Origin of the sequence: Renibacterium salmoninarum ATCC 33209 (genome assembly GCF_000018885.1) — a bacterium.
In the GTDB taxonomy this organism is placed as follows: Bacteria; Actinomycetota; Actinomycetes; order Actinomycetales; family Micrococcaceae; genus Renibacterium; species Renibacterium salmoninarum.
On the sequence record NC_010168.1, the window covers coordinates 2,970,244 to 2,982,635 of the forward strand.

12 protein-coding genes, 1 tRNA gene, 1 other RNA gene and 3 pseudogenes are annotated in these 12,392 nt (G+C 57.0%); 9 read left to right on the forward strand and 8 right to left on the reverse strand.

Annotation, left to right across the window (positions count from 1 at the left end):
- Positions 1 to 31: 31 nt before the first annotated feature.
- The 4 genes and pseudogenes from RSAL33209_RS19860 to RSAL33209_RS14705 form a co-directional block, all read left to right on the forward strand.
- Positions 32 to 1,798, forward strand: a pseudogene (locus tag RSAL33209_RS19860) (non-ribosomal peptide synthetase); the annotation flags it as partial.
- 6 nt (positions 1,799 to 1,804) lie between these two features.
- Positions 1,805 to 3,199, forward strand: coding sequence for a condensation domain-containing protein (locus tag RSAL33209_RS19005; protein WP_233494352.1), 1,395 nt, complete (start codon positions 1,805 to 1,807; stop codon positions 3,197 to 3,199).
- Positions 3,192 to 3,950 carry a GNAT family N-acetyltransferase gene (locus tag RSAL33209_RS14700; RefSeq protein WP_012246690.1) on the forward strand — a complete coding sequence of 253 codons (759 nt, stop codon included), beginning with the start codon at positions 3,192 to 3,194 and terminating at the stop codon, positions 3,948 to 3,950. Before RSAL33209_RS19005 ends, RSAL33209_RS14700 begins: the two co-directional genes overlap by 8 nt.
- Before the next feature lie 83 nt (positions 3,951 to 4,033).
- The gene (locus RSAL33209_RS14705; RefSeq protein ID WP_012246691.1) at positions 4,034 to 4,372 is read left to right on the forward strand and encodes a nuclear transport factor 2 family protein; all 339 of its coding nucleotides are present in this window, start codon (positions 4,034 to 4,036) and stop codon (positions 4,370 to 4,372) included.
- 12 nt (positions 4,373 to 4,384) lie between these two features.
- Here RSAL33209_RS14705 and RSAL33209_RS14710 read toward each other — a convergent pair whose 3' ends face one another.
- The 8 genes and pseudogenes from RSAL33209_RS14710 to fepB form a co-directional block, all read right to left on the reverse strand.
- Positions 4,385 to 5,860 carry a flavin-containing monooxygenase gene (locus RSAL33209_RS14710; RefSeq protein ID WP_041684865.1) on the reverse strand — a complete coding sequence of 492 codons (1,476 nt, stop codon included), beginning with the start codon at positions 5,858 to 5,860 and terminating at the stop codon, positions 4,385 to 4,387.
- Between the two features lie 92 nt (positions 5,861 to 5,952).
- Entirely contained in the window at positions 5,953 to 6,525 is a 573-nt protein-coding gene (locus RSAL33209_RS14715; RefSeq protein ID WP_041685907.1) for a DnaJ family domain-containing protein, read from the reverse strand.
- Between the two features lie 119 nt (positions 6,526 to 6,644).
- Positions 6,645 to 6,729 (reverse strand) — tRNA-Ser (locus RSAL33209_RS14720).
- Between the two features lie 82 nt (positions 6,730 to 6,811).
- Positions 6,812 to 7,885, reverse strand: a complete 1,074-nt coding sequence (locus RSAL33209_RS14725) for a FecCD family ABC transporter permease (RefSeq protein WP_012246694.1) — start codon at positions 7,883 to 7,885, stop codon at positions 6,812 to 6,814.
- Positions 7,882 to 8,684 (reverse strand): annotated as a pseudogene (locus RSAL33209_RS20155) (FecCD family ABC transporter permease). The gene RSAL33209_RS14725 and the pseudogene RSAL33209_RS20155 overlap by 4 nt, the downstream one beginning before the upstream one ends.
- A gap of 57 nt (positions 8,685 to 8,741) precedes the next feature.
- Positions 8,742 to 8,900, reverse strand: a complete 159-nt coding sequence (locus RSAL33209_RS19020; protein WP_233494224.1) for a hypothetical protein — start codon at positions 8,898 to 8,900, stop codon at positions 8,742 to 8,744.
- 39 nt (positions 8,901 to 8,939) lie between these two features.
- Positions 8,940 to 9,242: a hypothetical protein gene (locus tag RSAL33209_RS18270; RefSeq protein WP_199533226.1), complete on the reverse strand. Its 303-nt coding sequence runs from the start codon at positions 9,240 to 9,242 to the stop codon at positions 8,940 to 8,942.
- Positions 9,205 to 9,891 (reverse strand): Fe2+-enterobactin ABC transporter substrate-binding protein, encoded by a 687-nt coding sequence (gene fepB / locus RSAL33209_RS14735; RefSeq protein WP_012246698.1) that lies wholly within the window; start codon positions 9,889 to 9,891, stop codon positions 9,205 to 9,207. Before fepB ends, RSAL33209_RS18270 begins: the two co-directional genes overlap by 38 nt.
- Before the next feature lie 460 nt (positions 9,892 to 10,351).
- On the opposite strand from fepB, the pseudogene RSAL33209_RS20160 reads away from it, so the two are divergent.
- The 5 genes and pseudogenes from RSAL33209_RS20160 to gluQRS form a co-directional block, all read left to right on the forward strand.
- Positions 10,352 to 10,546 (forward strand): annotated as a pseudogene (locus RSAL33209_RS20160) (enterochelin esterase domain-containing protein); the annotation flags it as partial.
- Positions 10,547 to 10,550: 4 nt separating this feature from the next.
- Complete coding sequence (locus tag RSAL33209_RS19385) at positions 10,551 to 10,955, forward strand: alpha/beta hydrolase-fold protein (protein WP_411741006.1); 405 nt, start codon at positions 10,551 to 10,553, stop codon at positions 10,953 to 10,955.
- A complete protein-coding gene (locus RSAL33209_RS14745; RefSeq protein ID WP_049759020.1) occupies positions 10,930 to 11,355 on the forward strand; it encodes an alpha/beta hydrolase in 426 nt (141 codons plus the stop codon). Before RSAL33209_RS19385 ends, RSAL33209_RS14745 begins: the two co-directional genes overlap by 26 nt.
- 61 nt (positions 11,356 to 11,416) lie before the next feature.
- Positions 11,417 to 11,513: signal recognition particle sRNA small type (ffs, locus tag RSAL33209_RS17280), an RNA gene on the forward strand.
- 14 nt (positions 11,514 to 11,527) lie between these two features.
- Positions 11,528 to 12,391 carry a tRNA glutamyl-Q(34) synthetase GluQRS gene (gene gluQRS / locus RSAL33209_RS14750; protein ID WP_012246702.1) on the forward strand — a complete coding sequence of 288 codons (864 nt, stop codon included), beginning with the start codon at positions 11,528 to 11,530 and terminating at the stop codon, positions 12,389 to 12,391.
- Position 12,392 lies beyond the last annotated feature (1 nt).

Here is a 12,392-nt window from a genome sequence, read left to right on the forward strand (position 1 = left end):
GCACCGAGTCCAGAACCTTGGCTACCACGAAGTGCCGTTCGACCAAGAACATCAAATTCATACTCGAATCGAACAAATAGCGGTACAGCAGCCAGACAGAATTGCTTACCGCTCGGCCGACGATCCAGGGCAGCGACGCACGTGCCGCGAGCTCAATGAGCGAGCCAACCGGCTAGCGCATTACTTAGTGGCCGAGCTCAAGGTGGCTCCCGGTGACGTCGTCGCACTAGGCATGGATCGGTCAATACTCACCGTGGAATGCATCATCGCGCTGTGGAAGTGTGGCGTCGCGTATATGCCAATCGATCCGAAATACCCTTCGGCATTCCTTCGTTCAATTCTTGAGAGCGCCAAAATTCGGGTAGTGCTCCTGGACCCCCGCCAAGTTCCGGATTCGCTCCGATCCGAGATTCCGACAGAATGCGTTGCCGTGGACGTTGACGAGTTCACCGGAGACGACTTTGGCAACGAAAATCTGAGCCTACCCATTTCGGTGCGCGGAATTGCCTACGTCATTTAAACCTCAGGCTCCACCGGTAAGCCAAAGGGTGTGATGGTGGAGCAGCTAGGAATGCTCAACCACCTATATGCGAAGATTCGCGACCTTGGTCTGAATTCCGAAAGCGTTATTGTTCAAAATGCCTCAAACAGCTTTGATATCTCTTTGTAGCAAATGTTTGCCGCACCGTTCATGGCCGGCCGAACCGTGATTGCCTCGCAACAGCTGCAGCTCGATCCAGTTCAGTTTGGCCAGCGCATTGACGCCGAAGGAGTCACCGTACTCCAAGTAGTTCCTTCCTATCTTGACGCGATGCTCGACGCTTGGGAGCACCATCAAGCAGAACCCAGCTTGGAGCTTCTGAAGTATCTGAGCGTCACCGGGGAGGCTTGCCTGCCCAAACAAGTAAACCGATGGCTAACGCTCCGGCCCCAGGTCCTGGTAGTAAACGCTTACGGACCAACCTAAGCGTCCGACGACGTGACTCACCACATCATGACCGCGAAAGTCACTACCGAAGATGTTCCGCTTGGTAAGCCGATCCCCAACACCTTGATTTATGTGCTCGATGAGCACCTCCGCCCGGTACCGCAAGGGGCAGCGGGTGAAATCTATGTTTCCGGAATCTGCGTCAGCCGAGGCTACCTCAACGCACCCGAGCAGACCGCGAAAGTCTTTGGCACTGACCCGTTTGACCCGTCACGATCCATGTACCGCACCGGGGACAACGGATTCTGGGACAACGAAGGACTACTGCACTACCTGGGACGGACGGACAGTCAGGTCAAGGTCCGGGGCTTCCGGGTAAGCCTTGCCGAAATCGAGCGCGTCGTTGACGAGGCGCCCGGAGTGAAGCGGGCCGCCGTCGTACTTAAACAGCTCAACGACGGTGACAAACAGCTGTTCGCCTACCTTGTCCTCCATGCCGGCGGCAGCGTAGAGGCTTGCCGGCAACATGTTCAAGAGCAGCTGCCACACCACATGGTTCCCAGCGAATTCATGGTCTTAGAACAGCTACCACTGACTTCCAACGGCAAAATTGATCGTAAGTCGTTGACCAGCCTGGCAGCTCCGGAACAAATCACCTCGGTAGTGCAGCCCAGCACTGAAACGGAAATTGCGCTCGCGGCAATCTGGCGTGAAGTATTGGGCCGCGAATTGATCGGTGCCGAGGATCAGTTCTTTGAAATCGGCGGCAATTCCCTGCGTGCTATCCAGGTTCTAGCATTGATTCACCGCCGGATGGAGGTTGAAGTTCGGCTGGAGCAATTGTTTTCAAACCCAACGGTGGCCGAGTTGGCAAAAATGTTAGATAATGCCAGCAACTCCGTGCTGGAGACCTCAATTAGTTCGATCGGCGGAGCGGGCAGCTACCCCGTGGCCGCTACCCAGCGACTGCTCCTAAACATCGAACGAGAGTATGCCAGTCAGCAGCTTTCTGCGTTCAATCGCAATGATCTTTTTGAGATTACCGGCCCCTTCGATCCGACTCTGCTGCAGCGCGCATTTTTGCTAGCTACCGAGCGCCACGAAGTGCTCAGAACGACCTTCGATATCCGCGCAGAGCGCCAGCGAATCCATCAGCCTGGCGAGATCACACCTGAATTTGTTCGGCATGACGTGAGCGGTAATTTTAGCCAGGAAGCGCTAGATAAACTCATCGAAGCCCGGCTCAAGGTTCCGTTTGAGGTTGAATCGCAATCACTCGTTCGTGCAGATCTATTCCAGACCGGAGCAACGCAGTTCAGCTTGCTGACGTCGATGCATCAACTGATTTCTGATGCTACTTCAGCGATGGTGCTGCACCACGATATTCAGGAAATATATGGTGCGCTGGTTGAGGATCGTCCCGCGGCACTCAGTGAGCTCAGTTTCCAGTTCAAAGACGTCTCGGCATGGGGTGAATCCCGCCGCACCGCGGAGCAGCTCAGCAGCGACCAAAACTTTTGGCGAGAGGCAATCCGGGATGCTTCTTCCATGGTGCCGGTGGCTACAGATTCTACGCGACCGATGCAGGCAGCCCTGACGGGAAGACGCCTCGAACTTGCAGTTCCAGCCGAGCTCACCGGAAATTTTGCCGCTCTAGCCCAAGCGCATAAGGTCACCAAATTTGTGGTTGGCCAAGTTGCCATTGGCCTTCTGCTTCAGGAACAGACCTCGCGCTCTGAGATCACCATGGGCACTTACTCCCGAGGCCGGGATAGCGTAGATATGGATGAGCAGATCGGCTTCTACATTAAGACCATTCCACTAACGTTCCGCACCTCGCCAGACCAGAGCATTGCTGAAGTATTACAAAGCAGCCAACAGCAACTAATCGATGCGCTGGCCCACCAGGAATACCCCTACGGCGAGATCATGAAGGACGTTGGCTGGCACCGAGGAATTGACCGCAGTCCGCTCTTCGACGTGATGGTTGCCTTCGATCACGTGGACTCAGTGGAACTAACCACGCAAAGCGGCGGAGCAACGTTCACGGTGCAAAATCTGCCTCGACGCTCGAAGGAAGCTGACCTGCAATTTGTCTTCCTCAAAAACTCGGAAAAGTTGGACTTGGGTTTGACCTACAACACTGAGATCTTCAGCCAAGATCGCGCCAAAAGTTTCCTCAATCGACTTCTGGAAATCCTTGAAGCGATGTCGCAAAATCGGCCAGTATCTGAACTAAACCACCTGACAGAAAGCACCCCTCATGTCTAAGCAACCTCTTGCTCTTCTCGATGCAGAAAGACAAGCTCTGCAGACTAGTACAGAAGCCGACCCGTTGACTCGGGAATTCTCTGCCGACGGCTCCGAGTGCCGCATCGTCTTCACCGCATGCGCACCGGAGGCCGTTGAAGAAACAATTGCGGCAGAAAAGCAACGCGCGCAAAAAGCCGGGTACACCTTGGAGTGGAAGGTTTACGGTCATGACTCGTTACCAAAGCTGCCGGAGCTACTGACTCAGGCTGGGTTTGAGCCTGATGACCGTGAGACCGTCTTAGCGCTGTCAGTGGATCAAGCCATGCTGCCAGCCGACGAAGCTCTAGATATTCGCCAAGTCACTGATGCGCAGGGCTTCAATGATTACGAGGAAATCGCGCACCCATTAGGACGCCGGAACGCAGCGCAGGAACGGCAAAGACTTGCCGCGGAAAGGGAATCTCATCCGGGTGAGATTAGCATTCATATTGCCTATGTTGATGGTGTTCCACGGGCTTGCGGACGGCTCTATCTTCGAGCAGGCGGTCATGTTGCCGAGCTCGCGGGCGGCCGGACGCATCCTGACTTCCGACGCAAGGGGTTGTTCACCGCCCTGGTGGCGAGCAGGGTCCTTGAAGCGAGCGACCAAGGACGTGAACTGGTGCTTGTCGATGCTTTACCCACCTCAGAACCGATACTTACCCGACTTGGCTTCGAGCCGATCACGTGGACAATGCCTTTTGTCTTTGAACCAGACGAGAACGCCTAGCAACTGGAGGGATTCAACGATGCCAACGCAACAAGATTACAGACGGCACAACCGGTCCAGACCATGGCCAGACTTCCGTCATCTTGGCTTACTACCGACTTGTCGATTCGGGCGACCTCAGCCTGCTTGAGCTTTTTCATCCGGAGGCCGAATACAAAAGGCCGGGATATCCGGTCTTCAAAGGTCAGCAAAGCCTCAAAGATTTCTACGCGAACGATCGCATCATCGCGGCTGGGAAACACGAAATTGAGCGCATGTTTAGCCAGGATAAATTCATCGCGGTAGAAGGTACGCTTCGAGGTTCGCTGAAATCCGGTGAAACCGTAATGGTGAAATTCAGTGATTTCTTTGATCTAGAGCAGCAGCCCAATGGTTATCTGATCCGCTCACGCAGAACCTACTTCGATGACGTCAAAGTCTAGGCAAAAAGGCAGTTAGAAGCTGGCTTTGACCGCTGCGGGCGCTTTGCTGAATTTCAACTCTGGCGTATCAAATTTTGCTTTGCGCAAAGCGGCACGGTCCGAGAGATAGCTCATTCGTACTTCCCACGGCCTGGTGGATCCCTGCCGCGGGAAGTTCTGTGCACTGCGTTGCATGTAGCCAGCGCCGAAATCGAGCATCGGTTTGAGCGCCATGGTTGGGTCGGTAACTTCCGGTTTCACCATGTCATAGCCGTGCGCATCCATGTACTTGAGTAGCCGGAGCGTGAATTGCGCGGTGATATCTACTTTCAACGTCCAAGAAGAATTGATGTAGCCGAAAGTGAAGGCAAAGTTCGGCACGCCGCTAGCCAAGGTGTCTCGGTAGACCACAACCTTCGACATATCAATTGGCTCACCATCAACCGTGGCCTTGATGTTGCTCAAGGCAGACATATTCAGCCCGGTGGCAGAAACGACAATATCTGCTTCAAGCTCCTTGCCGGAAGCTAAGCGAATCCCGGTGGGCGTGAAGGTTTCAATGGTGTCTGTCTCCACCGAGGCGGATCCCGAGCGGATCGCGGTGAAGAGATCGCCGTCGGGCACTAAACATAGCCGCTGGTCCCAGGGATTGTATTTTGGCCCAAAGTGCTTTTCGACGTCGAAGCCGGCCGGGAGCTGTTTCTCCACCCTGCGGATCAAGCCGGACCGGACCACCTTGGGCATTGCCTTGCTGGCCTTGAAAATCGCTACTTGTTTGAGCACGTTTTTCCACTTGACTAAGGGATACGTGACTGAAAGCGGCAGCACCTTACGCAAGGCGCGGTCCACCGGGTCTTGTTTAGGTTGCGCCGCAATGTAGCTAGGCGAGCGCTGCAACATGGTCACGTGGCCTGCGGTGGCCGCCATCGTTGGCACCAGCGTTACCGCGGTTGCGCCGCTACCAATCACTAGAACCCGTTTTCCGGCGTAGTCCAAGTCCTCGGGCCAATGTTGCGGGTGGATGAATCTGCCCTGGTAGTCCTGGAGGCCGGGGAACTCCGGTTGGTACCCGGCTTCGTGGTTGTAGTAGCCGGTGTTCATCATGAGGAAGTTGCAGCTGATCTGTTCCGTAGCGCCGGTGTCTAGCCGCTCAAAGTCCACGGTCCAGGAGGCGGGTTCCGATGACCAGGAGGCAGCGGTGACCCGGTGCCGGTAGCGGAGGTGTTTGTCAACGCCATATTCTTCAGCCGTCTCACGCAGATAACTCAAGATCGCCGGGCCATCAGCGATCGAATCTTCAGATTTCCACGGTTTAAAGCCGAAGGTCTGCATATCTGAATCGGAGCGGATTCCTGGGTAACGAAAGAGGTCCCAGGTACCGCCGCTGACCTCGCGCGCTTCCAAGATGGCATAACTGCGGTCAGGTAACGTTCTGCGGAGATGGCAGGCGGCGCCGATCCCGGAAATTCCTGCGCCCACGATCAAAACGTCCACATGGTCCGTAGCCATGAACACCTCACATGTGTTCGGTAAACCGGAAATATTACTCGTGAGTAACAAAGATACACATCGCATACCTTTGTTTCAATGGGCGCTTCACCCTAGGGTGTTTTGGCTCGAAACAAGCCGCGCCAGAATCCTGGCGATTTCTTCGGCTGCTCAGCCGACGACGGCATAGCCCGCCCCGAGCGGCGAGCTCGCCAACGCTGGATTTCCTGGTCCACATCGCGCAATTTGGTCACCACCGGCGGGCCACCAAGCAACTGCCTTCGAGCTTCAACGACTCGAGCATTGAACTCTTCCAGGGCATCCCGCACCGCACGCTCGGCACTAAGTTTGTCCAAAACGCCGTCGAGCTCGGCGTCTTCTTTGCGGAGCATAATTGCGGGCGGGCCAATGCCGGTAAGATTTTCGCGCTGGATGAGGCCCTGAACCCACCAATCTGGGTCCAAAGTGGTGCCCAAATTCGACAGCGGCTTGCCCGCATAAGCGAGGTTGTCGAAATCTCCACGCGCAACAGCTAGGTCTACTGCGGCATCTGCCCGAGCGGCAACGTCGTCAGGCCGGAAGGGCGGGATCTCAATTTCAGGCTCAGCGGCTGCTTCTTGCGCCTCCTGGTATCTGGCCGCTCGAGTGGCCGGGTTATCGAACTCGTCAAGTTCCTTCTTGGGCATCGTCACCACTCGTTCCACGCCGTCGTCGAGGGTTCCAGTCTAGCGAAGCCTGCCAGGCGGTGCTGGTCAGGAAGCAGAAAACCCGGCCCAGACTTTCGTCTGGACCGGGTTTCATACTGCGGAGGATGGGGGATTTGAACCCCCGAGGGCGTTAACCCAACACGCGTTCCAGGCGTGCGCCATAGGCCGCTAGGCGAATCCTCCTTGATTGCAATTCACTTGCCAGTTAGTGCCAGGCCAGAGAAGAGCAGACTCCAGAATACCCGAAGCTGAGGGTGCCACGAAATCACACCCGTTTTGCCAACAAAATAATCAAATAAACCCCGCCAATAAGCCCGGTCACCACACCCACCGGCACCACTAACGCACCAAAGGCCCACTGCGAAAGCAGGTCGGCCGCACACAACAACAACGCGCCCATCAGGGCAGAAAGCCCGATCGGCACCGCTGCTGACTTGGCCATCGGTCGCACCAATTGCGGAGCCGCCAAGGCAATAAAGGAAATCGGACCAGCGGCAGCAACAGCCGCGGCAGTCAGGCCCACGCCAAATATCAGCGTCAGCACACGCGTTCCCTCCACTCGCACGCCCAGCTGGCGAGCGGCGTCGTCGCCCATTTCCAGCAGCGAGAGCCGCCGCCCCAAGCCAGCTAGAAACGGGAACAGCACAAATAGGCACAGCACTGTCATGCCCGCTTGCCCCCACGAACGGCCAACCAATGAGCCGGAGAGCCAGATGTTTGCCGACGCAGCCTGATCAATGCCGCCCCTGGTCAAGAGATAGGAGTTCAACGCGGCAAGCAAAGCGCCAACGCCAATCCCGGTCAGAATCAGCCGGTAGCCTCCGCTCACGCCACCGCGACGGGAAATGCCATAGACCACCATCGAGGCGATCAGGCCACCGCCAATGGCCGCCAAAGCAACTTCAAACGGACCACCGCCAAACAAGATGATCTGCGCAACTGCACCAGTGGCCGCGCCAGTGCTGAAACCAATAATGTCCGGTGAACCCAGCACATTGCGGGAAACGCTTTGAAAAACTGCACCGGCAGCACCCAAGCTCGCACCCACCGCGAGTGCAGTTACCAGACGCGGCATCCGCACGGACATAATGACCAGTTCATTGCGGCCAGTCCCCCGACCCAGTAATACATCGACGATTTGGCCCGGTGGAATGTTGATTGAGCCAAAACCCAGTAGCGCAACGCTCACGACGACGACCGCCAAGAAAAGCGCTAAGCCCACCAGGAGCACACGCAAATTCAGCAGCATCGACCAGCGGCCCAGCCGAACCGGCCGGACCCATCGCCGGAGCGGCGCGCCAGCCCGTGCGGATACCGGCCTCGCAGCCCGCAGACTCATAGCGAAGCCAACTTTCTGGATCGAACCAGCGCAATGAATACTGGCGCGCCAAGCAGCGCGGTAAAAATTCCGGTCTGCAGCTCGTCCGGCGGCACAATCACTCGACCCAAAACATCTGCGCTCAGCATCATCACCGGCGAAATCAGTAAGACCGTAGGCAGCAGCACTCGATGGTCCGGGCCCACCAGCATCCGGGCAATGTGCGGCACCGCAAGGCCGATAAAAGCGATCGGACCCGCAGCCGCCGTCGCCGCACCAGCCAGCAGTACCACCGCGATGGCAACCCAAAACCGAGTCGCCCGCAGCGATACCCCGAGCGCTTGCGCCGCTTCTTCGCCCAACGCCAGCGCATTCAGCGGGCGAGCCAGCAGCAAAGCAATAACTACCCCCACCACCGCGAACGGCAATAGCGTCGAAAGACCTCGTAACCGCGGCCAAGCAGCGAACCCACATCCCAGTAACGGAATTTGTCGAACGCCTGCGGGTAAGAGAGCAAAATTGCGCGAGTTGCCGCACCGATACAAACCGCCACGGCGGCGCCCGCGAGCGCCATTCTGGCCGGCGTCGCGCCGTTCTTCCGCGCCGCGCCCAAGGCATAGACCAAAACTGCGGCACCAAGCGCGCCCGCAAAGGCGAACCAGACATAGCCCAAGGGATGAGTGATGCCAAAAAAGGCAATCACGGCGGCCACGGCCAACGCTGCACCCGCGCTAATACCCAGTAGCCCGGGGTCCGCGAGTGGATTACGAGTCAGCGATTGCGCGAGTGCACCCGCCAGACCCAATGCGGAACCAACCATGAGACCTAGCAAGGTGCGTGGCACTCGCAACTCATTGACCAAAAGGTGATCGTTATTTCACGGATCTGGCGCGGTCAGGGCTTGCCAAACCGTCCCGGGATCGATCGAACGCGAGCCCCAGCCGATGCTCAAGGCAACGACGACGACTAGGACCAAGAGCACGAGCGCCACGAGGACAACGCGCTTGCTCTTGGCCCCACCCGGGGTTCGAGCCACCAGGATGACTCGAGATTTTGCGGACTGTGTAGGCACTTTTTAGCTGAAGGCCTTCACAACTTTGTCCACCAGATTTTTCGCGCTGAAGTAATCCAGCCGGAAGGTGTCTGCGCCCAGCGCCCAAACCCGCTTGCCCACAACAGCTGGCTGATTTGCCAATACCGCGGTGCCAGTGAAGTCTGAAACGTCTTTGTCTCCGCCGGAAACGAGTAAGATGGTCTTACCGGTTAGCGCGGTAGGCAGGTTCTCCAACGTCACCGCAGCCATATCGTCACGCTTGGGGTTATTAGTATCGAACTTTTCATCAGCCTGCTCGACTTTGAAGCCCAAAGCGGTCAGCAAGCGACCTTGCGCGCTGTTTGTCTTGAAGACCGAGCCGGACTGGCCAGCGTTGATAGAGCAACGCGTTGACCGGTTGCTCAGGAAGCTTCAGCTTTTTGGCCTGCTCGGTAACAAAAGTGTCGAATTCGGAGACGGTCTTTTTGGCATCACTTTCATGTCCGGTAGCAACGCCCAGCGCACTGGCTAGGTCTTCCCACGACTTATTGCCGTAATTGAACATCACGGTGGGGGCAATCTTGCTCAGTTGGTCATACTGATCTTTAGTTGAATCTGCGCCAACGGTCGAGCCAACAATCAGGTCTGTCTCGGCCTTGATAACGTCTTCGATGTTCAAGGTGAGCTTGGGGTAGAGCACCTGGACTTTGCGATCATCAGCCACTTTGGCCCACTGCGAGAAGAAGCCCTTGTCGTCGGTGATTGACGACGGCGTGGTGGCCGCGGTTGCTGTGATCGGTGCCTCGATTGCCAGCAGAGTTCCGGTCAACGTAAGCGACGTTGACACAATCTTGAGCGGCTTCTTGGGGATAGTGGTCTCACCGGCGTCGTGTTTGACGGTGCGCGGCCAGGTGCCCTGATCGGCAGAACTGGAAGAGTTGTTATCTGCGGCAGCCGGCGTGCTCGAGGCACCACAGGCAGATACCGAAAGCACGGCAGCGAGCGCGACGGCGACGACGCCCCAGGCGCGCCGATCCCCTTTGGCTTGCCGAAGAACAGTGCGAGGTTATTGTGCAGGCTTCATAGGGTCTTTCTCGTTGAGTGTGGTGCATCTAACATGCGAATTCAGTTAGGCAAGCCTAGACTAACTTAGGTAAGGCTTGCCTTTTCCTTTATGTGACGTATGTCATTTTCGCTATCACTCAATTTCAGGAGAACTACCCATGCCATTCGGAGCCGATTCAGACAGGGCCGGCGAAGTGCGCCGATTGGATCTCGACACTGTGCTCAGAATGCTCCCGGGAGACCCGGCCGCACTGCGCACTAGTCCAATTTGCCTGCGGGCAACTGATCACACCGACTTTCTGGTCTTTGTTCATCACGACGCGAACGCCGAACATCTCTAAGTCGATGTCAACTCGATCACGGATCGGACCAACTTGTACCTGGGCCTGATGGACCGAGCACCAGAAACCAGCACCTGGTTGGCCGGACTCGAAGTCCCCTCCGACTGGCGCGGTAGCTACTCGTTCATCCCGTTACAAGAAATTCCGGTAGCACCGGCCGAACGGAATCATCCAGAAACTCGCGCGTGGTGGGTACGAGTGTTGGAAAGCTCCGTTGCTGATCCGTTGAACCCGCACGGTGACTACGCTGCCCGGCTCGGCGGTAGGCGCTCAATCACTCAAGGACGCACTGCCGCGCCAGCCCCCGAACACTCTCGGGACGCAGGCAAAGGTAGCGTTCGCACTCTGCAATGGACGCCGTCGAACTCCGCTCATCCGGCCCGTAGTTGCTGGGTTTATCTCCCTGCCCAACAGCGGAGAAAAACTCCCACTCGTGATTCTCTTTGACGGGCAAGTCTGGGCCCAAGACTTGCCCGTCGAACATACCTTAGACACGCTGATAGACAACGGCATGTTGCCACCAGTTGCCGTGCTAATGATTGATTCCCTCGACGGCGGCACTCGCTCCGTTGAACTGCCTCGAAATAGCGCCTTCATCAACGATGTGGCTGATTCGCTGCTTGCCCATGGTGCACGGCGCGGTGCCTCATGACATTACCTCCAACCCGGCTCAAAGAGTTATTTGCGGTCAGAGCTTTGGCGGTCTCGCGGCATTCTTTGCAGCGCGGCTACGACCAGAAGTGTTTGGCTCAGTACTGAGCCAATCGGGCTCGTTTTGGTGGCCACAGATTGACGCCTCAGACGGCGGCGAAACCTTGACTGAATTGCAGAATGGCCCCCGCCTTGAAGCACGCGTGATCTTGCAATTCGGCTCCCTAGAGGGCTCCCTGACCGATTCGAACCGGCTGCTAGCCACAGCGTTGTCAGAGCTGGAAACAAACTCTGAAAGTCACGAAATCTCTGGCGGACACGACTGGGCTTGGTGGCACGCTGAGCTGGGTTCCGGCTTGCGCTCAGCGCTCGCTTCCGCCTCGCTAACCCCGGCGTCTTAGGCCTCCCGCCATACCTGGACATCTCGGTTCGTCACCACCGCTTTGATCCAGTAGAATAGACGGCAGCCCCTCGTGTGGCGTCACCCTGTGAAGTCCCCCCAGGACCGGAAGGTAGCAAGGGTAAGCTGGCTCTGGCGGGTGCACGAGGGGTCCTTTCATTTTAAGGAGCGTTATGGCTGCCAATGCTGCGGGCCGCTTCGCGCCAAGCCCTTCCGGGGAACTCCACCTTGGCAACCTACGCACCGCAATTCTGGCTTGGCTTTTTGCGCGCAGCTCTGACCGACGCTTTCTGCTGCGAATCGAAGATCTAGATCGGGTCCGGGCTGGCTCCGAAGCCGAACAAATCCGTGATTTACGCGTAATCGGCCTGGATTGGGATCAAGAACCAGTGCGGCAAAGCGAGCGTTTGGCGTTGTATTTGAACGCGATTGATTCCTTGCGTGGACGCGGTTTGCTCTACGAATGCTTCTGCACCCGGCGAGATATTGCTGAAGCGGCAAGCGCACCGCACACGCTACCGGGTCACTATCCTGGAATTTGTCGCAATCTTTCTGAAGCTGAAAAAGTTCGACGGCGAGCGGATCGTCCAGCGGCCTGGCGATTGCGTTCCGCAGTGCAAGACTTTGGCATTTTGGATGTTTTGAGCGGACCATTTCAGGGCCCGGTAGACGATTTTGTGGTGGTCAGGAACGACGGCGCTCCGGCGTATAATTTGGCCGTCGTCGTCGATGATGCGCTACAACGCGTCGATCAAGTAGTCCGGGGTGACGATTTACTCTCTTCTAGTCCCCGGCAAGGCTATTTAGCGTCGCTTTTGGGCTTCACTTTGCCGGAATACGCTCATGTGCCACTCGCGGTGAATTCGGCCGGCCAACGTTTGGCTAAACGCGACGGCGCGGTGACCTTGGCCGAAGTCGGCCCGCAGAAAGCACTCGAGATGATTTTCGGCTCCTTGGGGCTGCCACCTTCGTTGACGGAATCGCTTGCCGTTTTTGATCCTGCCGCGATACCGCGGGAGCCTTGGGTAGTGCTCTGAT